General features: G+C 57.4%; 24 protein-coding genes, 1 pseudogene and 1 riboswitch. Of the genes and pseudogenes, 14 read left to right on the forward strand and 11 right to left on the reverse strand.

Features of this window, described 5'->3' with window-relative positions; all coding sequences use genetic code 11:
* Positions 1-3: 3 nt before the first annotated feature.
* Genes PPRO_RS09085 through PPRO_RS19475 form a run of 4 tightly spaced genes read right to left on the reverse strand, consistent with a single transcriptional unit; the run spans position 4 to position 4,555 of the window.
* Positions 4-855 carry a hypothetical protein gene (locus PPRO_RS09085; RefSeq protein WP_011735713.1) on the reverse strand — a complete coding sequence of 284 codons (852 nt, stop codon included), beginning with the start codon at positions 853-855 and terminating at the stop codon, positions 4-6.
* Positions 852-1,592 (reverse strand): hypothetical protein, encoded by a 741-nt coding sequence (locus PPRO_RS19470; protein ID WP_011735714.1) that lies wholly within the window; start codon positions 1,590-1,592, stop codon positions 852-854. Before PPRO_RS19470 ends, PPRO_RS09085 begins: the two co-directional genes overlap by 4 nt.
* Before the next feature lie 20 nt (positions 1,593-1,612).
* Positions 1,613-2,113 (reverse strand): phage tail protein, encoded by a 501-nt coding sequence (locus PPRO_RS09095; protein ID WP_011735715.1) that lies wholly within the window; start codon positions 2,111-2,113, stop codon positions 1,613-1,615.
* 33 nt (positions 2,114-2,146) lie between these two features.
* Positions 2,147-4,555 (reverse strand): phage tail sheath family protein, encoded by a 2,409-nt coding sequence (locus PPRO_RS19475; protein WP_011735716.1) that lies wholly within the window; start codon positions 4,553-4,555, stop codon positions 2,147-2,149.
* Positions 4,556-4,740: 185 nt separating this feature from the next.
* Between PPRO_RS19475 and PPRO_RS09105 the strand changes: the two genes are divergently transcribed.
* From PPRO_RS09105 to PPRO_RS09135, 7 genes are all read left to right on the forward strand, one after another.
* Positions 4,741-5,916 carry an IS4-like element ISPepr3 family transposase gene (locus PPRO_RS09105; RefSeq protein WP_011735659.1) on the forward strand — a complete coding sequence of 392 codons (1,176 nt, stop codon included), beginning with the start codon at positions 4,741-4,743 and terminating at the stop codon, positions 5,914-5,916.
* Positions 5,917-6,277: 361 nt separating this feature from the next.
* Positions 6,278-6,784, forward strand: a complete 507-nt coding sequence (locus PPRO_RS09110; RefSeq protein WP_011735718.1) for a chemotaxis protein CheX — start codon at positions 6,278-6,280, stop codon at positions 6,782-6,784.
* Positions 6,785-6,919: 135 nt separating this feature from the next.
* Positions 6,920-7,025, forward strand: a riboswitch (SAM riboswitch).
* Between the two features lie 66 nt (positions 7,026-7,091).
* Complete coding sequence (locus tag PPRO_RS09115) at positions 7,092-8,243, forward strand: trans-sulfuration enzyme family protein (RefSeq protein ID WP_011735719.1); 1,152 nt, start codon at positions 7,092-7,094, stop codon at positions 8,241-8,243.
* On the forward strand, positions 8,240-9,385 hold the full coding sequence (locus PPRO_RS09120) for a trans-sulfuration enzyme family protein (RefSeq protein WP_011735720.1): 1,146 nt from the start codon (positions 8,240-8,242) through the stop codon (positions 9,383-9,385). Before PPRO_RS09115 ends, PPRO_RS09120 begins: the two co-directional genes overlap by 4 nt.
* A gap of 104 nt (positions 9,386-9,489) precedes the next feature.
* Positions 9,490-10,443 carry a cysteine synthase A gene (gene cysK, locus PPRO_RS09125; RefSeq protein ID WP_011735721.1) on the forward strand — a complete coding sequence of 318 codons (954 nt, stop codon included), beginning with the start codon at positions 9,490-9,492 and terminating at the stop codon, positions 10,441-10,443.
* Positions 10,444-10,538: 95 nt separating this feature from the next.
* Entirely contained in the window at positions 10,539-11,342 is an 804-nt protein-coding gene (gene thiF / locus PPRO_RS09130) for a sulfur carrier protein ThiS adenylyltransferase ThiF (protein WP_011735722.1), read from the forward strand.
* A gap of 123 nt (positions 11,343-11,465) precedes the next feature.
* Positions 11,466-12,491: a GGDEF domain-containing protein gene (locus PPRO_RS09135; protein WP_011735723.1), complete on the forward strand. Its 1,026-nt coding sequence runs from the start codon at positions 11,466-11,468 to the stop codon at positions 12,489-12,491.
* A gap of 20 nt (positions 12,492-12,511) precedes the next feature.
* Here the strand turns inward: PPRO_RS09135 and PPRO_RS09140 are convergent, their stop codons facing one another.
* A complete protein-coding gene (locus tag PPRO_RS09140) occupies positions 12,512-13,264 on the reverse strand; it encodes a Crp/Fnr family transcriptional regulator (RefSeq protein WP_011735724.1) in 753 nt (250 codons plus the stop codon).
* A 228-nt stretch (positions 13,265-13,492) separates the two neighbouring features.
* Between PPRO_RS09140 and PPRO_RS09145 the strand changes: the two genes are divergently transcribed.
* The 5 genes from PPRO_RS09145 (at position 13,493) to PPRO_RS20865 (ending at position 18,645) form a co-directional block, all read left to right on the forward strand.
* Positions 13,493-14,851, forward strand: a complete 1,359-nt coding sequence (locus tag PPRO_RS09145) for an IS1182 family transposase (protein WP_011733975.1) — start codon at positions 13,493-13,495, stop codon at positions 14,849-14,851.
* Positions 14,852-15,203: 352 nt separating this feature from the next.
* On the forward strand, positions 15,204-16,271 hold the full coding sequence (gene mnmA / locus PPRO_RS09150) for a tRNA 2-thiouridine(34) synthase MnmA (protein WP_011735725.1): 1,068 nt from the start codon (positions 15,204-15,206) through the stop codon (positions 16,269-16,271).
* Between the two features lie 199 nt (positions 16,272-16,470).
* Positions 16,471-16,845: a hypothetical protein gene (locus PPRO_RS09155; protein WP_157039973.1), complete on the forward strand. Its 375-nt coding sequence runs from the start codon at positions 16,471-16,473 to the stop codon at positions 16,843-16,845.
* Positions 16,846-16,965: 120 nt separating this feature from the next.
* Positions 16,966-18,051, forward strand: coding sequence for a tetratricopeptide repeat protein (locus PPRO_RS09160; protein WP_011735727.1), 1,086 nt, complete (start codon positions 16,966-16,968; stop codon positions 18,049-18,051).
* Positions 18,052-18,138: 87 nt separating this feature from the next.
* The gene (locus PPRO_RS20865) at positions 18,139-18,645 is read left to right on the forward strand and encodes a hypothetical protein (protein ID WP_011735728.1); all 507 of its coding nucleotides are present in this window, start codon (positions 18,139-18,141) and stop codon (positions 18,643-18,645) included.
* A gap of 30 nt (positions 18,646-18,675) precedes the next feature.
* Here PPRO_RS20865 and PPRO_RS09165 read toward each other — a convergent pair whose 3' ends face one another.
* The gene (locus PPRO_RS09165) at positions 18,676-19,581 is read right to left on the reverse strand and encodes an IS3 family transposase (protein WP_011735729.1); all 906 of its coding nucleotides are present in this window, start codon (positions 19,579-19,581) and stop codon (positions 18,676-18,678) included.
* A gap of 101 nt (positions 19,582-19,682) precedes the next feature.
* The gene (locus PPRO_RS09170) at positions 19,683-19,991 is read right to left on the reverse strand and encodes a transposase (protein ID WP_011735730.1); all 309 of its coding nucleotides are present in this window, start codon (positions 19,989-19,991) and stop codon (positions 19,683-19,685) included.
* Between the two features lie 292 nt (positions 19,992-20,283).
* On the opposite strand from PPRO_RS09170, the gene PPRO_RS09175 reads away from it, so the two are divergent.
* Positions 20,284-21,000, forward strand: coding sequence for an RluA family pseudouridine synthase (locus tag PPRO_RS09175; RefSeq protein ID WP_011735731.1), 717 nt, complete (start codon positions 20,284-20,286; stop codon positions 20,998-21,000).
* A 209-nt stretch (positions 21,001-21,209) separates the two neighbouring features.
* Positions 21,210-21,971, forward strand: coding sequence for an Abi-alpha family protein (locus PPRO_RS19480; protein WP_011735732.1), 762 nt, complete (start codon positions 21,210-21,212; stop codon positions 21,969-21,971).
* A 127-nt stretch (positions 21,972-22,098) separates the two neighbouring features.
* Here the strand turns inward: PPRO_RS19480 and PPRO_RS09185 are convergent, their stop codons facing one another.
* The 4 genes and pseudogenes from PPRO_RS09185 to PPRO_RS09195 all read right to left on the reverse strand — a co-directional run bounded on the left by PPRO_RS09185 (position 22,099) and on the right by PPRO_RS09195 (position 25,898).
* A complete protein-coding gene (locus tag PPRO_RS09185) occupies positions 22,099-22,371 on the reverse strand; it encodes a BrnA antitoxin family protein (RefSeq protein WP_011735733.1) in 273 nt (90 codons plus the stop codon).
* Positions 22,331-22,603 (reverse strand): annotated as a pseudogene (locus PPRO_RS21845) (BrnT family toxin). The gene PPRO_RS09185 and the pseudogene PPRO_RS21845 overlap by 41 nt, the downstream one beginning before the upstream one ends.
* Before the next feature lie 364 nt (positions 22,604-22,967).
* The gene (locus PPRO_RS09190) at positions 22,968-25,391 is read right to left on the reverse strand and encodes an ATP-dependent DNA helicase (RefSeq protein WP_011735735.1); all 2,424 of its coding nucleotides are present in this window, start codon (positions 25,389-25,391) and stop codon (positions 22,968-22,970) included.
* Positions 25,392-25,517: 126 nt separating this feature from the next.
* A complete protein-coding gene (locus PPRO_RS09195; protein WP_011735736.1) occupies positions 25,518-25,898 on the reverse strand; it encodes a hypothetical protein in 381 nt (126 codons plus the stop codon).
* Positions 25,899-26,047: the final 149 nt, after the last annotated feature.

Here is a 26,047-nt window from a genome sequence, read left to right on the forward strand (position 1 = left end):
ACCTCACAGTTGGCCGAGGCCGAAACGGGGAGCTCCCAGGCCGAGGTGTTCCCCGCTGCCCCGCTGCTCCGTCGAATGAACGATCACCACCGGGCCTGGTGGCTGCGCGGTGGTGATGTGTGCCGGGGGTATGCTTGCCGATGGAGTCTTCCCGGTGATAACTCCCCCCTCCCCCAGGCCATCGGCCGCGACCTGCGTCTGCGCACTCCGTCCCCTGGGTCCGTCCAGGGGAATTGAAGATGGTGGAGTGACCTCCTGGCTGAGTCGACGCGCAACCGCCGATGGACGCATGGCCCCATCGGCTGCCATCGGCAACGGATGCTGGCCAGCCAGAACGCTCAGATCCGCGACCGTCTCCGGCAGAGTTGATGCAGGGGGCGGGAGCGCTCCCTGCAGGGAGCGCATGAACGCATCGGCCCGTGCCAGCGCCTGGCTGGTCTCCGCCGCAAGGACGTCACTGGCGCTCGGCTGGAGAGATTCGGCCAGGGAGGGGGGATCTCCCGCTACCATACGCTCATCCGCTCCCTCGGCCGGCACTGGCCGCTCCTGGCGTTGGGTTCTTCGCTGCTGAGCGGGGGGGACATCCGTAGGAAAGGAGAGGGATGACACGATGTGCCCGGGAATCTCTCCCCCGTTCACGGGCCTGTTCCCCTCCCGGGAGGGGGGCGCCGCTTCCCGCTGTCGGGAACCATGCACCTCCCGGACAGGATCAGGGGCTGCATCAGCGGTTCCCGGCAAAGCCCTCTGGTCCAGATCCCAGGAGGCCACTGTTTCAAAGGGGTCGTCCAGGATCCCCGTGGCGCGGGATTCGGGTTGCCGCAGGGCGCGCAGGGCAAGGCGCTGGAAGTAGTTCATGATCTTCTCCTGTCCCGGATGCGCCGGACCAGGCTGCGGCGCGCGGAACGTGTCAGGCTGAGGATCTCGCGCAGGGACCAGCCGTACTGCTCGGCCAGCAGGTGCACCTCGTCCAGCAGTGATTCCCGCTCGGCCAGCAGGCGCTGTAACAGGAAGGACTGCAGGTCGAAGTGGGCCAGCTGTTCGTGGCCGCACTCCGGGCAGTTGGCGTTCAGGTCCACGTCCAGGATAGGTGCTGCCCTTTCCAGGGCCGTTGCCGCCTGCTCCAGCTCTCCGGAGGATGCGCCGCAGGCATGGGCCAGTACACGGGCGCCCTCCTCCAGGGAACGGTTCTCGCAACAGGAGAGCTCGTCCTCTCCCAACGGCAGCCGCCAACGGGGCAGATCACCTTGCGAGGCGTACAGTTCCCGCTGCAGGGTGGAAAGCTGAAAGGAGAGGTCGAAGCGCTCGCCGCAGTCGCTGCAGGTCAGGGTCGACAGGATGCGGTCCCCCCAGCAGAGGCGGTGCAGGGCGGCCAGCAGGGCATCCCGGTCGGCGGCGCAGATACCCGCGGCGGTGAGCACTGCCGACCGGGATGGGGAACCCCTCAGCAGCCGGTCGATCAGCTGCAGGGCGGAAGAAGTGTCCACACCATTCAGGGCCAGTTCGTCCCGGCCGCTCGGTTCGCGCAGGGCCATGACCTGGGCCGTCCCCTCCCCCGCCTGTGTGAAGCGCAGCCTGACCCGTTCAGTTTCCATGGCGCTCACCCCCTAGGGGGTCATGTCTCGGTCGGTTCGGGCACATCGGTGTCGCGCTCCCACCCCTCGTTCTGCACCACCATGTGCTCGATGGCGATGGCGTGGCCGTTAGCGTCCAGTTCCGGCAGCCCCTGATACTCCGAGACCCAGCAGCGATAGACCTTGTAGGCCTTGGCCACCTTGCCCTGCTCGTTGAGCAGTTCGATGATCAGGTCCTTGCGGAAGTTCTTCAGGGAGATGGCCATATCCCCCTGGGTGGAATAGACCAGGTTGGCCCAGGCCTCGAACTCCGGGTCATGGGTCAGGCCGCGTTCCAGGGTGATCGGCTCGAATTTCCAGAGCGAGGGGGAGTGGCGCGAGGTGCTGGGGTCACCCCCCTCGCGGTGAGTGACCACCTCGGTGGAGCGCTTCAGGGCCGAGATCTTGGAGACGCCGGCCACATAGCGGCCATCCCACTTGATCCGGAACTTCATGTTCTTGTAGGGATCGAAACGGTGCGTATTGACGGGAAACTGAGCCATGGACTTTTCTCCTTGTTTACAGGTACACAGGCCCTAGACCTGAATTTGACCGGCCATCTGCTGCAGGTAGAGTACGACGAACTCAGCCGGTTTGAGCGGCGCGAATCCGACCATGATGTTGACGATGCCCAGGTTGCGGTCATTCTGGGTGGTGGTGCTGGCATCGCACTTCACGAAGTACGCCTCCCGGGGGGTGGCGCCCTGGAAGGCGCCCTGCCGGAACTGGTTGTGCATGAACGCGCCGACGTTGAGGCGGATCTGGGACCAGAGCGGTTCGTCGTTGGGCTCGAACACGGCCCACTTCAGGCCCCGGTAGAGGCTCTCCTCCAGGAAGAGCGCCAGACGGCGGACCGGCAGGTACTTGTACTCGGAACCGAATGCATCGTCACCGTCCATGGTGCGAGCCCCCCAGCTGACGATGCCGTTGGGAAAGACGCGGATGGTGTTGATCGCCCGGGGGTTCAGTACGCCGTTCTCGCCGTCGGAGAAGCGGTGCTGCACGCCGGTAACACCGCGCAGGTCGGCCTCGGTTCCGGCGGGCGCCTTCCAGACGCCGCGCGTGGCATCGATGCGCGCCATGACTCCGGCAATGGCCCCGCAGGGCCCCACCATGATCTCCCTGCCGTTCTCATCCATCTTCAGGTTGGGGTAGAAGACGGCGGCGTGATCCTTGACCAGGCCGATGCGCAGCGAATTAACCCCCGTGGCGGTGTCCACGGCCTTCTGGGCGTCGGTCCAGGAAGCAGGCGGGTCCATGAGCAGAAACGCCCTCCGCTTCTGGCAGAAGACGGAGGCCGGTCCCCACAGCTTGCGCGTGTCGGCCTCGCTGTGATCGGCATCCTGGGGGAGCACCAGCAGGTTGAACAGGTCCAGTTCACGGTCGATCACCGAATAGGCTGCCTCGTACTCCGCGGCCTGGGGGGCAATTCCGGGATTCCCTGCCGTCCCTCCGGCCTGGTAGGGGCTGGCGCCCACGCTGCCCAGGGCGTAATGGCGCACGTTGACACTGGTGTCAGCCTTCAGGGGGGGGGCAACCACCGCGCCTCCGTTCAGGCGCGCCACCACCGGTTTCAGGTTGTCGCTTCCGGACAGGGGGATGATCGCCAGACGATCTCCCCACAGTTCCGCGCCGTAACAGAATGAAGAATCGGTTATGCGTTTGGCGTTGATGGCGGCGGCAATGATGGCCAGTTTCTCGCGCAGTCCCCGGCGTCCGTCGTTCTGGTCGCTGGCGCTGGCATCCTGATACATGCGCGCCTCGGTGATGCTGGCGGGGCTGGTGGCGATCTTGAAGGGAGCAACGGACAGGTCTATCTCGAAACCGGCGTCCACGCGCAGTTTGTTGAACGAATCCTGGCGCATTGCGGCGAATGCCGCCACGTCGGCCAGTTTCATCACGTAACCGGTGGGTGCCGGGCGGCTATCGCCGTAGCGTGACGACTCTAAGCCGCCGTTTGCGGTTCCCAGCATCAGCGGGGCAGCCAGGTCGGCGCCAAAGGATGACTCGATACGCACGTCGCCGTTGGCCGAGGCGATGCGCAGGTACTGGGTAGCAAGATTATCCTGGCCCGTCGGTCCGGCCGGCCCGGCCTGCATGCTTGCCGTGACCGAACAGCCGGCAGGCAGTTTGTCGTTGATCAGCTGGGCGATGGCCAGAGGCAGGTTCGCGGCGCAGCCCGAAGGGGTGTCCAGCGGCGCCACGCTGAAGTCGATGGAGGAGAGATCCACCTCCACCGGCGCATTGCCGTCCACGGCGATGCGGAAGCGGTTTACGGCTGCGTTTTTGCCGATCAGCGAGCTCCACTGGATGCGCGCTATGGTGTCGGTGCGGGCCGATACGGCGTAACCGGACTGGGAGTAGCCACTGGCGGCCGGTGTGCCGGCCAGGGAGCTGACCCTGATCAGGGCGGAGGATTGGTTGATCATGTCCACCACGTAGCGGGGATGGCGGGGATCCATGGACAGGCCGGCATAGCTCTCGGCCATGGTTTTCTGCTGAACACCGCTGGAGCTCTTTTGCCAGCGGAAGAGCTCCAGGTTGAAGGTCGCCTCCGGGGTGAGGGTGTTGTAGGAGACTGCCAGCCGGATATCGTCTCCAAAGGAACCGGCCGACCTGGCTTCAACCCTCAGGGAGGCGCCCTTTGCCTCGTTCAGCAGCGTCAGGGTGGAGGCGTTGGCTCCCTTGGCGATGCGCATCGCGGCGCAGGTGGTACCCCCATTGCTGAAGAAGAGCTTGACCGCGCGCGCCATGTCGCTCCCGGCGTATTCGGCGCCAAAGGCTCTCGTGTAATCCTCGTAGCTGAGACACTGTACCAGCCGATTCAGCTCACCCATCCCGGTGCGACCCAGGAACAGAGCAATGGATGTTCCCACCCCCGCAATCGTGCGAACACCGCTGGAGACCTCCTGCACATAGACACCCGGGTAACTGGTTGAAACCATTTTTCGCTCCTTTCCAATCAATAGTGGCAGTTTATTGCAGCGTCGTCCGGTTAGGTCTTTGCATGGTTCTTTGAGAATGTAAAAAAGTAACAAAATCAGCGTGATGCCACATTTTTTTTGCTTGACTTTTAGTAAAAAATTGGCGGGCCACCATCGTAACTACTTAATATTACACGAGTTACGACATGCGACCTTTCAAGCGACTGAAACAACGACGAAAAGCACGTGCTTTCAAATTGCTTCTTACCCCGGTTTTTGAGAGATTCAAGTCCGATAAACAACTTGAATCCAGGGGGTACCGCCCGTTGCAAATGACCTTTGATGATCAGCTAAAGGCCCTGATTTTCTATCACCTTGAAGAGTTTTCTTCCGGGAGCGAACTGCTGCAGGCTCTGGAACAGAATGACTTTGCCAAGGAGTGCGTTGCTCCCCCCAAGGGGATCAAAAAGAGCGCCTTCTTCGAGGCGATCAATAACCGTGGCCTTGAGCAGCTAAGTGAGGTATTCGGACATCTGGTCAAGCAAGCAGGCAAAGTGCTTCCGGCCGAATACGCTCACCTTGGCAACCTGGTATCCATAGATGGCTCTTTGATTGATGCTGTGCTGTCCATGGAATGGGCTGATTACCGAAGCGGCTCAAAGAAGGCCAAGGCTCATGTCGGCTTCGATATCAACCGGGGCATTCCCAGGAAGATATACCTCAGCGACGGTAAAGAGGGTGAGCGCCCCTTTGTTGACAAGATCATCGACAAAGGCGAAACCGGCGTTATGGATCGCGGGTATCAGTCCCATGACCACTTTGACAAGTGGCAGGCCGCCGAGAAGTTCTTTGTCTGTCGTATCAGGGAGAATACGATCAAGATAGTCATCAGAGAGAATGCCGTCAATCCTGACAGTATTATCTTCTATGACCGGATCGTAATGCTCGGCACCAAAGGCGTAAACCAGACTGAGAAAGAACTGCGCCTTGTTGGTTACCGTGTTGACGGTAAAGATTACTGGATCGCTACCAACAGGTACGACCTGACCGCTGAACAAGTCGCCGAAGTCTATAAGCTCCGCTGGAACATCGAGACCTTCTTTGGCTGGTGGAAACGCCATCTCAAGGTGTACCACCTGATCGCCAGGAGCAAGTACGGGCTGATGGTCCAGCTTCTTGGCGGCCTTATAACCTATCTGCTTCTTGCTATTTACTGCCGGGAGCAGCACAACGAACCAGTCAGCATCACTCGGGTACGGGAATTACGCAACCAAATCGCCAATGAGGCAGCAGAAGAACTAGAGCAAAAACGGATGCGAACACAGCAAAAATCCCACAAAAACAAACTTTTAAAGAAAAAACGACGACATGCAAAGACCTAACCGGAAATTACTGAGTTTATTGGGAAGAACAGGCACATGAGATGTGGTTAGTCATTAATTAAGGTTCATTGTACTGAAATTAGTGTTTATAGCAGAGAAGGTATCAAAGTCAAGGAGCATGTACGAGGCAGGGATACTGAATCCTTTGTCAGTAAGTGACAAGATTCTGCGTGGGTGGTATAAAACTCAAGCACGGGTGGCAATGCTGTCCGGGACGTGTGCACGCTGCGAAGATCGCTAGCCGCGGAGGGGGAACCGGCGCCTTCCCCGCCCGCAAACTATGGATTTTTTCACGGCTGGTATGCTACCTTTCCGCAACAGGATCGCTGCACGATCAATTCATAAAATCAGGGGGAACGGCATGTCATTCATCGAAAAAGTTCTGGAGTCCATTCAACTCACGGAAGATGAACTGGTAAAACTGCTCATCGCCGACATCAGGGAAGTGTTCAGCACCATGGTGGGAATGGAAGACCTGCTCCACCTCCCCTCCCTGATCGAACCCATGACCCATTTCGAGGATTGTGTTACCGCCATGATCGGACTGGCCGGCACCTACAGCGGCATGGTCAACGTCCACACTCCAAAAGCCCTGGCCTTGCAGATCACCTCCAGCATGCTGGGGATGGATGTGGAGGAGATGAGCGAGGATGTGAGCGACGCCCTGGGTGAGATCGCCAACATGGTTGCCGGTTCCTTCAAGCAGCACCTGACCCGTTGCGGCGCCGACACCCGCATTTCCACCCCTTCGGTGGTCACCGGCTCCGACTATGACGTGTCCACCGGCACGGCGCAGGACTCCATAACCCTCCGGTTCATGACCGACGACAGCTGGTTCATCGTCGCCATAACCCTGCACAAGGATTAGCGCACCACTACCCGCACAGGCAGGTCAAGTTTGTTGGCGAGTTTTTTACTTTTGTTGTCGAAATTATTGTTGACAGCAATAATCGTTAAATGGTATCCATTCCAAACGTAATATGTAAACAAGCAAAAACATAGTTTCTTATCAAGAGCGACCGAGGGACTAGCCCGGTGACGTCGCGGCAACCTGCCCCAAGGGCAAGGTGCCAATTCTAGCGGAATCGTATGATTCCGGGAGATAAGGAAGAGAGCGGCATAGCGGTCCTCTTCCTCCCCGGAAGGGGATTTTTTATTATGGGGAGGTTTTCACCATGAACATCGATACGCAGGCGGTCCAGACCGGACTGGAGTGGGACACGCGAACAGGGGCGCTCTCGATCCCCATCTACCAGTCAGCCACCTTCCGGCATCCGGGGCTTGGCCAGAGCACCGGCTTCGACTACAGCCGCTCGGGCAACCCCACCCGCCTGGCGCTGGAGCAGGGCATCGCCCGCATGGACGGCGGCTCCAGGGGCTTCGCCTTTTCCTCGGGCATGGCGGCCATCACCAGCCTGCTGCTGCTCTTTCAGGAGGGGGATCACCTGGTGGTCACCGAAGACCTGTACGGCGGAACCTGTCGCCTGTTCGACAGGATCTTCACCCGCTTCGGCCTCTCCTTCAGCTATGTGGATACCACCGACAGGGAGGAGGTGCTGGCGGCCATAACCCCTTCCACCAAGGCGCTGTTCGTGGAGACGCTCACCAACCCGCTGCTTAAATTCGCCGACATCCCTGCCCTCTCCACCATCTGCCACGAGCGGGGACTGCTGCTGATCGCCGACAACACCTTCCTGACCCCCTACCTGCTGCGTCCCCTGGAACGTGGGGCCGACATCACCGTCTACAGTGCCACCAAGTATCTGTCGGGCCACAACGACACGGTGGCCGGCCTGGCGGTTGTCAGGGATCCGCAGTTGGCCGAACAGGTCTACTTCCACCAGAACTCGGCCGGGGCCGTGCTGGGACCACAGGACTCCTGGCTGGTGATCCGCGGCATGAAGACTCTGGGGGTGCGCCTTGACCGGCAGCAGGAAAACGCCCTGAAGATCGCCCGCTGGCTGCAACGGCACCCCCAGGTCACCAGGGTCCATTACCCCGGCCTGGAGGAGCACCCCGATCATGATCTGATCAGGCGCCATGCCCGGGGCTTCGGCGCCATGATCGCCTTCGAGGTCGAAAGCCACAGCCTGGTGGAGCAGCTCCTGCTCAGGACCCAGCTGATCTCCTTTGCCGAAAGCCTGGGTGGGGTGGAAACTCTGATGACCTTCCCCGAGGGGCAGACCCATGCGGACATTCCGCCGGAACTGCGTGCCCGACTGGGCATCAACGACGTGCTGCTGCGCCTTTCGGTGGGCATCGAGAATGTTGACGATCTGATCGACGACCTGAACCAGGCATTCAACAAGAGGGAGACAACCGTATGAAGTTTTCCACAAAACTGATCCACAGCGGACAGACCCATGACCCGCTCACCGGAGCCCTGGGGGTACCGATCTACCAGACCTCCACCTATCGCCAGCAGTCGCTGGACCAGTTCGGCAAGTACGACTATGCCCGCTCCGACAACCCCACCCGTGAGGCACTGGAAGAGGCGGTTGCCGCCCTGGAGGGAGGCAACCGCGGTTTCGCCTTCAGCTCGGGCATGGCGGCCATCTCCTCCACCCTGCTGATCTTCTCCCCCGGCGACCATCTGGTGGTCTGCGATGACGTCTACGGCGGGGCCTATCGGGTGCTGACCCAGATCTTCAGCCGCCTCGGCATCCACTCCACCTTCGTGGATGCAACCAGCCTGGAGGCGATAGAGGCGGCAATCAAGCCTGAAACCAGGGGGATCTACCTGGAAACCCCCTCAAACCCGTTGCTCAAGGTCACCGACCTGCGGGGGGTGGCGGAACTGGCCCGTGACCGCGGCATCGTCACCCTGGTGGACAACACCTTCATGACCCCCTACCTGCAGCGTCCCCTGGAGCTGGGCTGCGATATCGTCCTGCACAGCGCCACCAAGTTCATAAACGGCCACAGCGACGTCATCTGCGGCCTAGCGGTGGTGAAGGACAGCGAACTGGGGGAGCGCATCCGCTTCATCCAGAACGGCTTCGGCGCGATACCCGGCCCCCAGGACTGTTTCCTGACCCTGCGGGGACTGAAAACCCTCAAGGTCAGGATGGACCAGAGCCAGAAGAGTGCCGCCGCCATCGTGGACTGGCTGGGGAGTCAGCAGCGGGTCACCAGGATCCACTACCCCGGCCTCGCCGACCATCCCGGCTATGCCATCCAGCGCAGCCAGACCGATGGAGCGGGGGCGGTCTTCTCCTTCGAGCTGGATTCGTTGGAGACCACCCGGCGCCTGCTGGAGCAGTCCCGGCTGTCCGCCTTTGCCGTCAGCCTGGGAGGGGTGGAGAGCATCATCTCCTACCCCGCCAGGATGTCCCATGCGGCGGTTCCGCCGGAGGAGCGCAGGCGCAAGGGGATCACGGACACCCTGGTGCGCCTCTCCGTGGGACTGGAGGACCCGGACGATCTGATCGCGGAGATGGACAGCATATTCAAGAGTAATCCGGTATGATCGATACATATTTTTTGACAAAAACAGAACCGTACCCTACAAGGGTACTACAGCGCATTCGCGATGATATTTCACGCGGCTGTGGCTAGAAAAGGAGAGGCAGTATGAGTCGCATATTCTCGGACAACTCGCAATCCATCGGAAACACCCCGCTGGTCAGGCTCAATCGTGTCACGGATGGGGCCAGGGGCATTGTGCTGGCTAAAATGGAGGGGCGTAATCCGGCCTATTCCATCAAGTGCCGCATCGGCGCCAACATGATCTGGGACGCCGAAGAGCGCGGCATCCTCAAACCGGGCATGGAGATTGTGGAACCGACCAGCGGCAATACCGGCATTGCCCTGGCCTATGTGGCCGCCGCCCGCGGCTACAACCTGACCCTGACCATGCCGGAAACCATGAGCGTGGAGCGCCGCCGAGTGGTGGCGGCCCTGGGAGCCAACCTGATCCTGACGCCGGGCAACGAGGGGATGAAGGGAGCCATCCGGCGCGCCGAAGAGTTGGCCGCATCCGATCCCGAGCGTTACTTCCTCCCCCAGCAGTTCAAGAATCCGGCCAACCCGGCCATTCACGAGAAAACCACCGGGCCGGAGATATGGGATGACACTGACGGCGCCATCGACGTGCTGGTGTCCGGCGTGGGAACCGGGGGCACCATCTCCGGTATCTCCCGCTACATAAAGAACAGCAGGGGCAAGCAGATCGTCTCCGTGGCCGTGGAGCCGCAGGAGAGCCCGGTCATCACCCAACAACTGGCTGGCCGGCCACTGCAACCCGGCCTGCACAAAATCCAGGGAATCGGCGCCGGCTTCATCCCCGAAACCCTCGACCTCTCCATCATCGACCGGGTGGAGCTGGTGGAGAGCGGAGAGGCCGTCGACTTTGCTCGGCGACTGGCCAGGGAGGAGGGGATGCTGGTGGGTATCTCGTCAGGGGCGGCAGCTGCCGCGGCGGTCAGATTGGCCAGTCTGGATGAATTTGCCGGAAAAACCATTGTGGTGATCCTGCCCGACCTGGCGGAACGCTACCTCTCCACCCCGCTCTTCGATGGGGTCTAGGGTATTCGCTGTCGGCCATGGCGAGAGGTGATCCAGAAGCAGTAACACGCGAAGTAACAGCAGATATCTAGTTAAAAAACAGGAATTTTGAGAAATTGATACAGATACGGCTGAACGAAAAAACCATCATGGTGGACGACGGGCTCACCCTGGCAATGCTGGCCAAGCAGCGCCGACCGGGTGCCGACGTCCTGATCCTGAACGGCTTTCCTGCCGAGGATGATACGCAGATCAACGATGGGGATGCGGTATTCCTGATCAAACGGGGTGAGCAGCCGAACGAGGAAGAGCTGGAGTGGCTGATGGCGTCCCGTCACACCCCCGGCGTGCATGGACGCCTGAAGGGTGCCTGCGTGGGGATCGCGGGAGTGGGCGGGCTGGGTTCGGCTGTGGCGGTGGCCCTGGCGCGGGTGGGTGTTGGCAGGCTGGTTATCGCCGACTTCGACCTGGTGGAGCCATCCAACCTGAACCGTCAGCAGTACTTCATAGACCAACTTGGTATGTTCAAGGTGGATGCCCTGGATGACAACCTGCGCCGCATCAACCCGTATGTCAGGGTGGAGCGCCACCAGCTGTTGCTCACCCCGGAGAACATACCCGTCATCTTCGCCCCCTGTACCATCGTGGTGGAGGCTTTTGACCGGGCCGACATGAAGGCCATGCTGGTGGACAGCCTGTTAAGCTCCCTGGCCGGCGTCACCGTGGTGGCAGCCTCGGGGGTGGCCGGTTATGGCTCCAACAACGATATAACCACCAGACGGGTTTCCCGAAGGCTCTACCTGGTGGGCGACTCAGTATCCGAGGCCGGTCCGGGGAGCGGCCTGATGGCCCCGCGGGTCGCCATCGCCGCCGGACACCAGGCCAACCAGGTGGTGCGGATCATCCTGGGGGAGGAGTAGGTTCCACACCATCACTTCTGCGCAGTCTCTGACCCGCTGGCCGCGCGCATTCCCGTATTGCGCTTGATGGGCATCTTACTAAAAATTAATCAAAACTATCCCGTCAGCGTCAGGAAACTTCCTATGACAAATGCCCCTCGGCTTCTGGACAAGCTCGTCAGCATGACGGCCATACACGATGTGGAGCTCATGGAATTCAGCCTGCTGAAGACCCTGGTGGAATTTGTGCGACCGCAGGAACTGATGATCATCAAACTGGACAGGAACGGGCACCCCTGCTACCAGCTGAGCCTGAAGCATGAGCAGTATGAGATCATTCACGACGACATCTGCATGCCGGACGAGATCATGGCGGCAATCGAACTCGTACGGAGGACGAAACAACCCTTCAACCGGCGGCTCGATCCCCTCAGGCTACTCGCCGTCTGGAACATTCTGCAGACAAAATCGCAGGATGTTTTTCTCGTGACCATAACCGCCAACGAAATAGGCAAACTGGACGCCTACATGATAAACGGCCTTCTGGGGGTCTACCGCAATTTCTTTGCCGTCCTCCACGAGGCTCAACGTGACCAGTTGACCGGCCTGGCCAACAGGAAGACCTTCGACGAGGTTGTCAACAAGATTTACTTCCAGCTTCCCCCTTCCACGGATCCTGTCCCGGTGGAACGACGGGCGGACAGCCCATCCCGCAGCAGGGGTTTCTGGGTGGGAATGGCGGATCTGGACAATTTCAAGCGGATCAACGACTCTTGGGGGCATCTGTACGGAGACGAGGTGCTCCTGCTGATATCACAACTCATGCAGGGTCACTTCAGGGAAAGCGACTACCTGTTCCGTTTTGGAGGTGAGGAGTTCGTTATCATCATCCGCGCGGCCCACGAAGATCAGGCCGAACAGGCCTTTGAACGCTTCCGCAGGGCGGTGGAGGAACACATCTTTCCCCAGATCGGGCAGGTGACCATCAGCATCGGGGTTGCGAAAATGGACGCCAGCATTTTTACGGCAACCCTGCTCGATCATGCCGACAAGGCACTGTACCATGCAAAGAAGAACGGTCGTAACCAAGTCTGTTTTTTCGAAAAGCTGCTCAGAGACGGACTGGTTGAGGAGTCAGACATCAGGACGGGAGAGGTGGAACTCTTCTGATACTGGTCATCCGGAGAATGTTATAGCTCCAGATGGTTGTCAAGATCGGCCTTGAGCGCCCTGAACAGGTCGCTCTTCTCATAGGTTTCGAAGAACAGGGGAAGCAGTTTGAAGCGGCGGCCCACCATTTCGATCTCATGCTTGTTGCGCATCTTGCGCAGCACGCGGCTGACGGTTTCGCGGGTGATGTGGACGCGGTCGGCGATGCTCTGATGCGACAGGGTGGCGTTGATGATTACGCCATCGGTGTCCCGCACACCCAAGGTCTTGCTGTAATGGGACAGGGTTGCCCTGATCTTGGACTCGGCGTCGTTGATTCCTATGATGCAGTGAAACAGCCAACTCTCGCGCAGACGGCCGCAGAGCACCGCGATGACCTGCAGCAGTGCATCCCTCTCCTCCAGAAAACATGCGTCAAACACGGCTTTTGAAATCAGGAGCACCCGGCACGGTTCGTTGGCGATCACCGTGGCGGAATCGCTCTTTCCGTCCAGCAGCCCCACGTCGCCGAAGCAATCGCCGCGATGGCGGAAGGCCATGACCCGTTCCTGGCCGTCAGCAGTGAGATCCACCACCCTGACCTGTCCCTTGAGGACGATGTACATCTGCCGGGCCTCTTCGCCGGCCATCATGATGACCTCATCCCTGTCATATGCGTAGACGCTGGATTTCTCCAGCAGGGATGAAAGCTGCTGGTCGCTGAAACCGGCAAACAGGGGCACCGCCCTGACGATCTTCTTCGCCAGTTCATGGTCGAATCTGCTCTTGATCATCTCTGTTTGCTCCTTGTATGGGGAAAAGGCTCTCTCCGTTCCCGCTTTACCGCGTTACCTGGCTAGGAGTCTGTCGGGCTTAACGCATTCAGCCGTCATCTCCAGGGCGTTTTCAATTGGTTAACCTGCTGTATTTATTGAATAAGTCGTCAGCTTTAGCTTGCGTTTTCTTGGTGTATCCCGTATATTTGTCCGGTAATATCAACTGGTTAGGTATCGGGGTTGACTATGAAATCAAAGTTTATTGAAGTTGACCGGGAAACACCCTATCTGCTCCCGCCATCGCTGCAGGATTGGCTACCAGAAAAGCACTTGGCCCGGTTTGTGGTCGAAATTGTCGAACAGCTCGACCTGCGCTCTTTGAAAGCTACCTATGCCGGCCGAGGCTCGCAGCCCTATAACCCTGAGATGCTGGTAGCATTGTTGTTTTACGGTTATGCGACAGGCGTATTCTCCAGCCGGAAGCTTGAGCGCAGCACCTACGACTCCGTGGCATTCCGGTTCATAGCGGCAAACAGTCATCCTGACCACGATACCATTGCCACCTTCCGCCGGCGTTTTCTGCCGCAACTGAACAAGCTGTTTGCCCAGATTCTGCTGATCGCTCATCAGATGGAGGTGCTGAAACTGGGCAACGTTAGTTTGGATGGCAGCAAAATCAAGGCGAACGCCTCCAAGCACAAGGCGCTGAGCTATGAGCATGCCTGCAAGCTTGAAGAGCAGATCAAGGCTGAGGTTGGCGAACTGCTCAAAAAGGCCGAGGCAGCGGACCGTGCCGATATTCCGGACGGCATGAACATCCCCGAAGAACTGGAACGTCGGGAAAAGCGTCTTTCCGCCATTGCCGCAGCCAAGGTCGAGATCGAAAAACGAGCCGCTGAGCGCCATGCTCGTGAACAGGCCGCTTATGAGAAGAAAGTCGCCGAACGGGCCAAGAAGGAGCAGGCAACGGGCAAGAAGGCCAAGGGGAAAGAGCCGAAACCGCCCAAATCCGGCCCCACTGCCAAAGATCAGGTCAATCTGACCGATGAAGAGTCGCGGATCATGCCGACCTCCGGTGGCGGATTCGAGCAGACTTACAACGCCCAGGCCGGTGTGGATACAGCATCAAAGCTCATCGTTTCGGCCCATGTTACCCAGAATCCCAATGACAAACAGGAGCTGACACCGACCCTGGAGAACCTGGCGGCGCTGCCTGAGAAGCTTGGCAAGGCAACCGATCTGGTAGCTGACAGTGGCTACTTCAGCGAAACCAATGTAACTGCCTGTGAGGAGAACGGGATAACTCCCTACATTGCCGTAGACCGGCAGAGTCACAACGTGCCACTGATGGAGCGCTTTGCCGAACCGCCGCCGTTACCCGAAGATGCCGATTCCGTGGCCAGAATGAAGCATCGCCTGAAGACACCTTCCGGCAAGGCGATCTACGCCCAGCGAAAAGTCACCTCGGAACCGGTCTTCGGCATCATCAAGGCGGTCATGGGATTCAGAAGCTTTCTTCTTCGTGGCTTTGAAGCAGTAAAAGGCGAATGGAACCTCGTCTGCATGGCCTACAACATCAAACGGCTGCATGTCTTGGCCGGATAGAATGAGAAATAGCGAAAATCAGCCTGTAATAACCGCAGTCATCGCTGAAAGGGCTGAATTAACCAGGTTGCCGGTGGGAAGACGAACACATACGGAACTTTTTTAATCGGCTTGGCCACAAAAGAGGGCGCCCCTGAGGTCAAGCCCGACAGACTCCTAGAGGAATACAACGCTGTACGTGCGGCAGCGCAGCTGGTCACAGGGTTGCTTCCCGGCACCGGACAGTCACGGCATGCCGGCTCCGTACGCGTTGCTCATTCTAGCATCTCCACGCTTTAGTTGTACCCATAAAGTTTCACATGCAGCCGGATTCCGGCTGTTGATAGTGTTCGACACGACTAAAGGAGCCCCTATGAAGATTGCCGTTGCCATGAGTGGCGGAGTTGATTCGTCGGTTGCAGCGGCCCTGCTCAAGGAGCAGGGGCACGAGATCATCGGCATTACCATGCAATTCTTCGCCCCCTCCTGCCAGGGCGCGGGAACACCAGCCCATGACGCGGCTGTGGTTGCCGCTCATCTGGGAATCACGCACCACCTGCTGGATCTGGAGCACGACTTCCGCCAGCTAATCATCAACGATTTTATCTCCCAGTATCGCTCCGGCCAGACCCCCAACCCCTGTGTGCGCTGCAACCGCTTCGTCAAGTTCGGCCTGCTGCTGGATGCGGCCCGCGAACGGGGAGCCGATCTGCTGGCCACCGGGCACTACGCCCGCACCAGCATCGACCCGGACGGAACACGCCACCTGCGCGTGGCAGCCAATCTGCGCAAGGACCAGACCTACTTCCTGCACACCCTCTCCCAGGAACGTCTGGCGCGTGTCGTCTTTCCCCTGGGCGACATCGGCAGCAAGGATGAGGTGCGCGACCTGGCGCACCGTTTCGGGCTGCCGGTGGCGGAGAAGGGGGACAGCCAGGAGGTCTGCTTCATCCCCAACGACGACTATGTGTCCTATCTTGAAGAGAATTGCGCACTGGGCGGGGAGACGGGGGATATCGTTCATGTGAATGGCAGGTTGCTGGGACGGCATCGGGGCACTCACCGTTACACCATCGGCCAGCGCAAGGGGCTGGGCATCGCCTGGAGCGAGCCGCTCTACGTGGTGGAGATCGACGCGGCACGGAAGCTGGTCGTGGTGGGTGAGGAGCCGCACGTGTACGCCCAGGGTCTCAAGGCAGAGGAGGTGGGCTGGATCATCGCGCCGGGGAAGGAGGAGTTCGAGGCCAGCTGCAAGATCCGCTACCGCCACCAGCCGGTAGCCTGCCGGGTCACCCTGCTGCAAGGGGGAGCGTGCCGGGTTCTCTTTCACGAGCCGCTCAAGGCGGTCACGCCGGGGCAGTCGGTTGTCTTCTACCAAGATGACGAGGTGCTGGGCGGGGGCAGGATCACGGCGGCCATAAAAAGGGATGGCGAGGCATAGCCCCCCTCCCCTTTCTCCACCCCACCCTTGACCGCTGGTTGCCCTTGACTCACCTCGCCATGAAGTGTAGTTTATGAAAACTTGTTAGCATGTGGTCCTGGAGGGACAATTTGAGAGGCAGTGCTTGGTTTAGTTGAGCCGTTTTGTCAGTGTGGTCACTGGTGGAGCGGCTTTTTTGTGCGTGGATGCGGGAGGGATCATGCTGAAGGACATGAAATCGTACTGCCACGTCAAGCCGGGACAAAAGGGGTCCAAGAGGCTGGTGGAGCAGTATGGGGACAGGCTTCTGTGTGTAAGATACCGTTACGATGAAAAGCGCCGCATCAGGTTGAAGACCGTGGAAATCATCGTCGAAGAACGCCCATGGCAGCCACCATTTCGGTATTGCGACAACGAGCTGGTGCCACTGACGGTCGGGTACGAAGAAACTGAATTGCGGGAAAAGCTCCGGGGGTTGCGGGCGAAATGGGATCCTGATGCAAGGGTATGGCTGGTACCATATGGAAAGATCAAGGGTACGGAGCTGGAGAAGAGGATTTTCGATGAAGATCTGGCCGGGAGGAAAAAGGTGTAAGTTGCCGATACAGGTAACCGGCTGGCTTCTTATACATGAAACTTATCGCCTATATAGGAAACAAGTTTCTTATATAGGGAAACTCATCAATAACACGTTGTACCTGAATGAAGAATTGAAATGACAAAAGAGAAGATGCCTCTTTACATCTTGTTGTTTATTGTCCTGCTTCTCGGGGGGTGCAATACTTACAATACCGGAACTTGCCTGTCTGATAAAGAAATCAAAGAACTCACAGCTAAGGCTGAAAAAGGCGATCTGAATGCAGCTCGCCTCATCGAAAGTCACTACATGTTCTGCGTCGAAGATCCTAAAATGGCAAGAGTTTGGACCGAAAAGCTTGCAAGTCTCGGGGATGCAGAAGCATGGTACCACCTTTATTCGGATGACAGAAGCTCCAATGATGCGAATACAAAGAAGAAAGCATTCGCTGAACTTGTAAAGTCAGGAGAAGGCGGATATGGGTTTGCGCAGATGACCCTAGCTACCAAATACTTTACTGGTGATGAAGTTAACAAGGACCACGCACAGGGCGAGGTGTGGCTGCGGCGTGCTGCTCAAGCGGGTAATTCTGATGCCATGCGCTCGATGAGCATTCTTTTGCTCGTCAAAGAGAGGACAAAAAATTCTATTATTGAGGCCTATAGGCTGTCGCGACATGCACAGAGGGTTGTCGACGAACAATCTGTTGCCGGTCAAAGTGCAATGAGGCAAGCAGAAACAATACGTTTGGTTGCCAGAAAATCGCGGATTCCAGAAAAAGCTTTGGAAGCCGCAACTGCAAAACTCCCAGCGCAAAAGGAACCGAAAGCTAACGCCTCGCCTGAGCGATTTACAGCGACAAGCGGAAGTCCACGTGCAAATGCAGAGCTGGCCGACAGGCAATATGCAGCGGGAACTAAAGAGGGGGTTGTGGCGGGTGAGGGGTTGCTGAAGTCAGCTGCCTTGGCCTGTGACAAATATGCAATGAGTGATTTTGCAACGGTAAGTCTTCTTTCTGCCACCACTGGAAAATCACTCGCAGAGGCACAATCGTGGGCTAAGCTCGTAATCTTGGATGCACCCGCCTCTTACATGGCGACGGACGCAAGAATGAATATGGAATTTATTTCCATAGCGGCTAAATCCTTGGGAATTCCGCAAGCTACCATTTCCGAAGAGGCAGACAACCTGGTAGCCCAATCGAACTGTAGAAAGTCAAAGTAAAGGTCCAACACGCGGTTCGAACACGACTCCCTTCGGTCGCGGTTCAACCGCGGCCCCGTTGGTCTCAACAAATTAAAGGAATAAAGAATGAGAATAGATATTGTCTCACTGGCCATAGCAATTTCTGGTTGGATTGGGTTCGGTCTTTATCACCTGGCCAGTCTGCCGTCTTTGAGGCCCCCAGATGGTTCATTTATCTTGCTCATACTACCGTATATATTTATTAAAGCTTTTACCGGTTTTGCCAGCGTATTTTTTCCTTTGATTTCAATGGTAACAGCGATGTATGCAATTTATTCCGTGAGGACTGATAAAGTTGCTTGGAAAGCTATAATTATTGGGAGTCTGTATTTTTTTGTTTGTTTACTATTGTCTCCAATTGCAGTTGGAGTGGCAATATATGAAATATTTAAGAAAAAATTAGAAAGAATTGCTTGGATAGCCATTCTTGCAAGCATTTTGTGTTTCAATATCACTATGTATTTAGATCGGGGTTCAACTCATAACAGTCACTCAAGATCAAAAAATGTAGAAACACAAATTGGCACGAATAAGTCAAACAAGGAAGATTCACCGGCCTTAAACCGCCGGTGATCTTGTCCCGCCTCAGTCGGAAATGGACTTTCAGGCCGCTTGATCTAATGGCAGGTCGGCTTTCCCTGAATGATTGATTTTAGAAAAGGCTTGCTGTCGTTTCTGCTTTCTCAGTTCTCTGGCTTCTTCCAGTTTCCTGTCTCGCTCTTTGAATATTTCCCGGTCTCTGCCAGCCAGTTTGTCAGCCGGGGCAATGTAGCCGATAGCGCTGTGCAACTTGACATTGTTGTAGTGCTCAATGTATTTCTCAGTCATCCTGCGGGCATCGTCAAGTGAAAGCGGCACGCCGGGACGGATGCATTCGTCTTTGATGGTTCCATGGAAGCGTTCCAATTTGCCGTTCGACTGCGGGTAGAATGGTGCTGTCTTTACATGGGTCATGCCGGAAACGCGAATGAACTCCTTGAAATCCTTGGCAATGAACTGTGGCCCGTTGTCGGAAATAACTCGTGGTCGGGCATTGGGGAATTTCTCCTTGGCTCGCTGCATGATGATTTCCACGTCCTTTTCCGTCATCTGTTCCCTGATCTCCCAGTGGACGATGTAGCGACTGCATCCGTCCAGAAGGCTGCACAGATAATAGAAGGTGCCGCAGATGTTGATGTAGGACACATCCACATGCCAGTGCTCATGTGGTTTGAGCGGCTGTACGAAGCCGGTGCCCTTGAGGCTCTTCTTCTTGTTCCATTTCTGGAGCAGACCTGCTTTTGAAAGAACACGCCAGGTGCTGGAAGGACTGACGGCCACAATGTCCCGATCCAGCATCATGAAGGTTAGTCGCCGGTATCCTTCAAGCGGGTTGTCCACTGCAAACTGAATGATGGCTTCCCGCTCCCATTCCTCAAGCCAGAAATCACGAGGAATCGGGGCGTTGTGTTCGTTAGCTTTACCGTAACGCTCGATCCAAGCGTAGAACTTGCTCTTTGCAACCGACAACCAGGATATGAAGCGTTTCAGCGGTATCCCGGTCTTGTCGCTCCATAGCCTGGTGTAGTCAACGACAGCATCACGTATGTCATGGGGAACCCAGCTGCCGGTCAGAGCTCCCCAAGTCCTTTTTTTAACTTGATGTGCTCCTCCATCAACTCGGAGAGCACTTCGTGTTTCCGGCGCAACTTGTCTTCAAGCTGTTGAATACGTTGCTCTTCAATACGCTTTTGACGACCGGTATCGCGGACAAACGCGGATGCACCGTTTTCGAAAAATTGCTTCAGCCAGCCGTAGAAAATCGTCGGCTGAAGCTGGTACTCATCACACAGGTCGGATATGGCAACGTGATCGACCAGGTGGCGTTTGAGGATGGCAACCTTCTCTTCCGGGGTGTAATTGTGACGTTTCTTTCGCATGGACTTCCTTTCGTTTGTGATGGTGTATCACAAACGGACCAAAAGTCCTATTCACGCTGAGCCAAAACAATCTCCCGAACCGTTGGACGATAAAAAATACAACTGAAAATATCTGACCAAAAGACACTGACGCACGACTATCAAGAGATAATCGCAGCAAAAATTATGAAAGCAGAACGCCGATGAGCTTGTTCAAGTGATTTCGGATGTTTTCGAGAAGTTGCGTGATATGAGCTTTTGATTTAAATACAGAATGGCCCCAATCCGCCGCTGGCCCCGGAGAAAGTTCGCCATGTCAGCAGCTAAACATCACCCCAAAGGGCTTACGGTCCTGTACGAAGACCGGGACATCATCATCATCGAGAAACCGTGCGGACTCCTGACAATCGGCACCGGCCGGGACAAGACGCGCACGGTCCATTCCATCCTCAACGATTACGTCCGCAAGGGGGATCCCCGTTCCCGAAACCGGGTCTATATCGTCCATCGCCTGGACCGGGAAACCTCCGGCATCCTGATCCTGGCCAAGAGCGAAGCGAACAAGATCTATCTGCAGGAACATTGGCAGGAGACGGACAAACACTACGTGGCGGTGGTTCACGGCACACTGGCACTGAAGAGCGGCACCATCAGCAGCTATCTGGCGGAGAACAGCGCCATGCGGGTCTATTCGACCACCGATCAGGCGCAGGGCAAGCTTTCCCACACGGAATACGTCGTCATGAAGGAGAACCGCGGCCTCAGCCTGCTGGCAATCCATCTGCTCACCGGGCGCAAGCACCAGATCCGGGTGCACCTGTCCGAAGGGGGCAATGCCGTGGTGGGAGACAGCAAATACGGCACGGACCGGTATGCCCGCGCAAACCTGGCGCTCCATGCCCGATCGCTGACGTTCACCCATCCGGTCAGCGGCCGGCGTATGGCCATCGAGACCGGCATCCCCGACTATTTTACCCGGCTGGTCGGCAGTATCTCGCCGAATGAATCGACGGACAAAAGCCGGGAATAGATATGGGGTCTTCTGCCCCCGACATGAGATAAGAGGGATCGTGGGTCAGGCATTGAACCATTGAAGATGAAATATCGCGATGATTAAGGTTATCTGCAAGTTCAATTCATCAATGCCTGACCCCACAGCCCAACTTAGCGCGTCAGGCGGTCGGCGTGGGAAAACCGCGCCGCCGCTGCGCTTTCATGCGTTGTATTTTGAGGTGATAAATGACATCAGAAATTGAAGAAACAGCAAAGGCAGCGCAAGAAATCGCTAAAACGGCAGGAAAAGTAATTGAGGCCGGGGAAAAATTTGGCGGATTTATTTCGAAGTATATCGGTGGCTCTTTGGAGCAAGGGATCGGCATTTTCGAAGACAAACTCAAATATATGCGTTGGGAACGCCAAGTCCGACTTATTGAGCGTGCCCAAGGGGTTTTACATGAAAGAGGCTACAATTACCCTGTCATCCCTGTACCGCCAAAGCTTGCAATTCCGATTTTACAGAGTGCATCCCTTGAAGAAAATGACGTATTACAAGACAAATGGGCGTACATGCTTGTAAATGCAACCGACCCAAATTGTAAAGCAAGAATTGATGTGAAATTTGCAAAAATTTTGGACGAGCTTTCTCTATATGATGTCAGAATTCTAGACATAATATGCAAGTCAGTTACAGGTTTTGGAGATGGTGTTACAACAATTCATCTTCCAGAAAAAGTGCTCCCTTTAGATGCCCATATTTCTGAAAATGAAAATCCCTCATATGAAGTTCAAGTTTCTTTGGAAAACCTTGTTAGGCTCGGCTTGCTTAGAAATGAGACATTTGCGTATCAATTGTTGCGCGTGAGAGTAATGGCGCTTGGCTGGGAACTTTATAAAGCATGTGAAAGATATCCCAACCATCGGCACGACCAGCCCAAAAGTTGGCCGGTCAGCCTCAGCCCCGTTGAACAAATAAAAGGGGGGGATCGCGGGGTCAGGCATTGAACCATTGAAGATGAAATGTCGCGATGCTTAAGGTTATCTGCAGAGTGGTACATCGACGAACTCTGGCACATATATTCCTGCCCGTTTTGCGGGAAGTTTATCAAAGGTCGTGGATTTGGCGAATGAATCAGACGTGTTTCATTGGATGTTCCTTCAGCCACTCCCGCAATGCCTCGTTCATGCGAGTCTGCCATCCTTTTCCGGTGGCCTTGAACGCTGCAAGGACATCCAAATCAAAACGAACGGTTTGTAAGGCCTTGGTCTGACCAGCTGGCCGACCCCGACGGACAAGTTTGGAACCTTGCATAAGGTCGGCTTTTTCAAACCAAGCATCGGTCAATTCCGGAGCATCGTCCGGATCAACCAAGGTGTTTTTTGTAACGGCTGATTTCGCGGTCATTGGCGTACCTCATAGAAATAATTCGGCGGGCGTCGTTTCTTGGAGTCCAGACAATTACAACCATTCGGTCATCCAATAAGCCGACGGTAAAGAAGCGCTCCTCGCCTTAGTCAAGACGATCATCACGTACAACAAAGTGAATACCGGCAAACACTTTGTCGGAATCAGCAAAATCAAGCCCACGTTCCAACAGAGTCTTTTCTCTTTTGACGGTATCGAACTCGATGATCATAGATTTAATGTAACAACAATAAATCAATCGCTCAACGCTTTTATGTTACAACATATAATAAAGCAAAAAGACTCGGCCCAACCATCGGCAACACCCGCCGAAGGCGGATCTGCCTCAGCCTCGTTAGCCTGCGAAGGAGATTGAAGACGAATGGAGACGTTTAGCAAACCGAGGGAGTTCGTAGGGAACACACGATACCTCGAATACTGGAAGAATACTCTTGCGGCACTCGATCTAAGCTCTATCGACGAACCGATTGTGGACATCGTTGCTGGTTTCGCTACCCTCTCCCACTGCTTCACTCTACAGTGCTGCTACGGGCACTTTGTTTGTTCTTCGGAACAGAACCCGCACAGTCTCGTGCCTATCCGGCTTCCCCAGTCACTTCCTGGTGGCGCCGGCGCGATTCCGTCCCCGCCCAGAATTCCTCCACATCCTTGAGGATGCTGCCGGACACCAGCTCCCGCACATCGGACTCGAACCAATCCGCCGGCATGGCGCTTGAATACTCCGGATCCATGAAGCGGTCGTCCATCAGCACGATCAGTCCCCGGTCTGTCTCGGAGCGGATCACCCTGCCGGCCGCCTGCACTGCCCTGGCCATGGCCGGTATGGTGTAGGCGTACGGGAAGCCTGCCCCGTACCTTTTCTGGTAGTACTCCCTCATCTGTTCCCGCTGAAAATCATAGTTCGGCAGCGGCGGCCCGACCACGAAGGCGCCGATGACCATCTCACCGGCATAGTCAACCCCCTCGGAAAACGACCCGCCCTGCACCGCGAACAGGATGGTAGGACTGTTCCCAGCACGCAACCGTTCCAGGACCTCCTCCACCTGTCTGGCCTTCATGTCGCGCTCCTGACGCAGCACCACGAACCCCTCGGGCGGACGGAACAGCTCAAGCACCCGCTCCAGGAAGGGAAAGCTGGGCAGAAACACCAGGTAGTTACCGCGACGCCCCCCTGCGATCCGCCTGACCGCATCGGCGATCTTGCCATAATTGGCCTCGCGCCGGGAATAGCGGGTGGAGACCTGGGGGATGAGCAGCAGCTTGCGCAGTTCGGGGGGAAAGGGGGAGGGAAATTCCGCCGTCCTGACCGATTCGGGATCAAGGCCCGAGAGCCTGGCGTAGTAGTCGAAGGGTTTGAGCGTTGCCGAGAAGGCCACCACCTGGCCGTAGTCGGCGTAGCACTCCTTCAGCATTTCCGAGGCGTCGCAGCAGGTGATCTTTACCGCGCCCCCGGACCCATGGGGGTGCCAGGTGGTGAAGAACTCCTGGCGTTCGGGATCGGCGGCGTATTCCAGCAAGCGGGTGAACTCCGACCAGGAGAAACAGAGGCCCAGGATCGGATCCTGACGTCCCATCTCTGCACCGGAATCCAGATAGCGGTTGAGCAGGGCGCGCAGCCGCTCGTCCTGCTCCAGGAAAGGCTCCAAAGGCGGGGTGATGCGCAGCGGACGGGAGCCGCCGGCACCGCCGCAGGATGTCAGGGTGGCCAGGCAGTCGTCCAGGAGTTGCTGGGCCTCCTTGTTGAAGGGGGGATGAATGTCTCCCATGGCATGGCGCAACATCTCCAGGTGCTGGGACGAGAGCACAGGCGAATAATACTCCATGGCCCGTCCGGGGAGGTTGTGGGCTTCGTCGATCACCAGGCTCGGCTTCCCCTCCTGGTCGATGGACATGTCGGTCATACGGCCCAGTGCGGAGCGGGGGGCAAAGACATAGTTGTAGTCGCAGATCACCAGGTCCGCCTCCCGGCTGGCGTCCAGCTGCAGCTCGAAGGGACAGACCTGGTACTGTTCACCCAGCTGGCGGAACGTGCGGCTTTTCAGGCGCCGCTTGCGAGCCAGGATGGCCAGGATATCGTTTTCGTGGAGTTTTTCGTAGTAATCCCGGGCATACTCGCAGTAACCGGGATCGCAGAGCGGCTCGTCCTTGAAGCAGATCTTCCCCTTGGCGGTGATGGTCAGGGACCTGATCTTCGAGCCCGCCTGCTGAAAACGGTCGACCGCGTCCTCGGCCACGGCGTGCTGACTGTTCTTGGGGGTAACGTACACCACCCTCTGGCCACGGGAGAACGCCTCTTTCAGCACCGGGAAGAGCACGCCCACGGTCTTCCCCAGCCCCGTGGCTGCCTGGAGCAGCATCGCCCTCCCCTCCCCCATCCCCTCCTGGATCGTCCGCATCAGGTCGACCTGGCCGGAGCGAGGGGTGGCGAAGGGAAAGGGAAACGATGCGGATTCCTTCCGTCGCCGGGCGGCCCGCTTCTCGGCCAGCCTGGCCTCGCTGACCAGCTCCTTGAGGCGGGATTCCAGCCATTGCTCAAAGCGGGGGATGTCCAGGTCAAGCTCCAGCTCCCTACTCTCCCTGCCACGGGTGGAGACGAGGAGGAGACGGAGCCGGGGGATTGCCCCCTGTTCGCGCCAGTGAAAGTAGCCGTAGCTGAAGAGCTGCAGGGAGTAGGGATGCTCCAGGGGATTGTCGACCAGCCGGCGGGAGAGTTCGCGGATGTTGAAAGAGGACTTGATCTCTTCGATCAGCGGCGGATCGGTGCGGAAGATTCCGTCCATGCGGCCATCGATACGGAAGCCGTACCCCTCCCGCTCCAGCAGACAGTTGACCGACACCTCGGCCTGGTAGGAGGGATCACTCTTGCGCCTCTTCTGAACGCGAGCGTGGATCTCCCGCCCCTGGGCGGCTGCGCGGCCGGAGCCGGAGTACGCCTCGATGCTGCCACGGGGAGGCGACGGCAGGGCGAAATCCCGTAGTGCCAGGGTGATCTGTTTCATCGTGGCTGTCGCGCCACGATCCAGAAAAGAGGTGTATGTCGGTGCATGGGGATACCCTGTTCAAACGGACGGCTCAGAAAATTGATGTCCTGCCCATGGTTGGCGGAAGAGGCACCAGGCCGTTGCTCAGACGGTAACGTAGTCGAACTCCACCGGCTGGTAGATCATGGTCAGCCAGGCGCGAACCGTGCTGATCGCTTCTTCCCTTGTCGCGGCTTCCTGGTTCATGGAGCCGGCAATGGTGCTGTGGGTGAAGGTTATGAAGGAATACTTGACGCAGAACTCCTGTTGAATCTCTTCCACCGGGGTCAGCCATGAACCGTCGCCGGCCTGGCTGGAGCCGGCAATGACCCGCAGACGCTGGCTGTCCGGGTTGTCTTTTTCCAGCAGGATCGTGCCGACCGGCAGGTTCGGGTTGGCGCTGCTGGACAGATGCTGTTGCTCGCCGTTTCGCAGCTCGGTGGCTGTCATACTGTTCCGTTTCCCTTCATCAACGTAGTCTGTCATCTGTTCTCCTCGCGGGTCGTTGGCGGCTGTGCGGCCAGAACCTGTCCTTTTGGCGGAGGCGCCTGAAGAGGCGGCAGCGTCAAGGCGGACCGCTGCCCTTGAAGCCGTCGCCCTATCCGCCGCGCTGGCCATGCCGTGAACAGGTACTG

Origin of the sequence: Pelobacter propionicus DSM 2379, assembly GCF_000015045.1 — a bacterium.
Lineage (GTDB): Bacteria > Desulfobacterota > Desulfuromonadia > Geobacterales > Pseudopelobacteraceae > Pseudopelobacter > Pseudopelobacter propionicus.

Bases quoted from the DNA above. Each gene is read 5' to 3' on its own strand.
- PPRO_RS09140 (WP_011735724.1), bottom strand. From the start codon at position 13,264: ATGATCAAGAGCAGATTCGACCATGAACTGGCGAAGAAGATCGTCAGG.
- PPRO_RS09160 (WP_011735727.1), top strand. From the start codon at position 16,966: ATGACAAAAGAGAAGATGCCTCTTTACATCTTGTTGTTTATTGTCCTG.
- PPRO_RS09195 (WP_011735736.1), bottom strand. From the start codon at position 25,898: ATGACAGACTACGTTGATGAAGGGAAACGGAACAGTATGACAGCCACC.
- PPRO_RS09110 (WP_011735718.1), top strand. From the start codon at position 6,278: ATGTCATTCATCGAAAAAGTTCTGGAGTCCATTCAACTCACGGAAGAT.
- PPRO_RS20865 (WP_011735728.1), top strand. From the start codon at position 18,139: ATGAGAATAGATATTGTCTCACTGGCCATAGCAATTTCTGGTTGGATT.
- PPRO_RS09085 (WP_011735713.1), bottom strand. From the start codon at position 855: ATGAACTACTTCCAGCGCCTTGCCCTGCGCGCCCTGCGGCAACCCGAA.
- PPRO_RS19470 (WP_011735714.1), bottom strand. From the start codon at position 1,592: ATGGAAACTGAACGGGTCAGGCTGCGCTTCACACAGGCGGGGGAGGGG.
- PPRO_RS09185 (WP_011735733.1), bottom strand. From the start codon at position 22,371: ATGACCGCGAAATCAGCCGTTACAAAAAACACCTTGGTTGATCCGGAC.
- PPRO_RS19475 (WP_011735716.1), bottom strand. From the start codon at position 4,555: ATGGTTTCAACCAGTTACCCGGGTGTCTATGTGCAGGAGGTCTCCAGC.
- cysK (WP_011735721.1), top strand. From the start codon at position 9,490: ATGAGTCGCATATTCTCGGACAACTCGCAATCCATCGGAAACACCCCG.
- PPRO_RS09170 (WP_011735730.1), bottom strand. From the start codon at position 19,991: ATGCGAAAGAAACGTCACAATTACACCCCGGAAGAGAAGGTTGCCATC.
- PPRO_RS09120 (WP_011735720.1), top strand. From the start codon at position 8,240: ATGAAGTTTTCCACAAAACTGATCCACAGCGGACAGACCCATGACCCG.
- PPRO_RS09095 (WP_011735715.1), bottom strand. From the start codon at position 2,113: ATGGCTCAGTTTCCCGTCAATACGCACCGTTTCGATCCCTACAAGAAC.
- PPRO_RS09155 (WP_157039973.1), top strand. From the start codon at position 16,471: ATGCTGAAGGACATGAAATCGTACTGCCACGTCAAGCCGGGACAAAAG.
- mnmA (WP_011735725.1), top strand. From the start codon at position 15,204: ATGAAGATTGCCGTTGCCATGAGTGGCGGAGTTGATTCGTCGGTTGCA.
- PPRO_RS09145 (WP_011733975.1), top strand. From the start codon at position 13,493: ATGAAATCAAAGTTTATTGAAGTTGACCGGGAAACACCCTATCTGCTC.
- PPRO_RS09175 (WP_011735731.1), top strand. From the start codon at position 20,284: ATGTCAGCAGCTAAACATCACCCCAAAGGGCTTACGGTCCTGTACGAA.
- PPRO_RS09105 (WP_011735659.1), top strand. From the start codon at position 4,741: ATGCGACCTTTCAAGCGACTGAAACAACGACGAAAAGCACGTGCTTTC.
- PPRO_RS09135 (WP_011735723.1), top strand. From the start codon at position 11,466: ATGACAAATGCCCCTCGGCTTCTGGACAAGCTCGTCAGCATGACGGCC.
- PPRO_RS19480 (WP_011735732.1), top strand. From the start codon at position 21,210: ATGACATCAGAAATTGAAGAAACAGCAAAGGCAGCGCAAGAAATCGCT.
- PPRO_RS09190 (WP_011735735.1), bottom strand. From the start codon at position 25,391: ATGAAACAGATCACCCTGGCACTACGGGATTTCGCCCTGCCGTCGCCT.
- PPRO_RS09115 (WP_011735719.1), top strand. From the start codon at position 7,092: ATGAACATCGATACGCAGGCGGTCCAGACCGGACTGGAGTGGGACACG.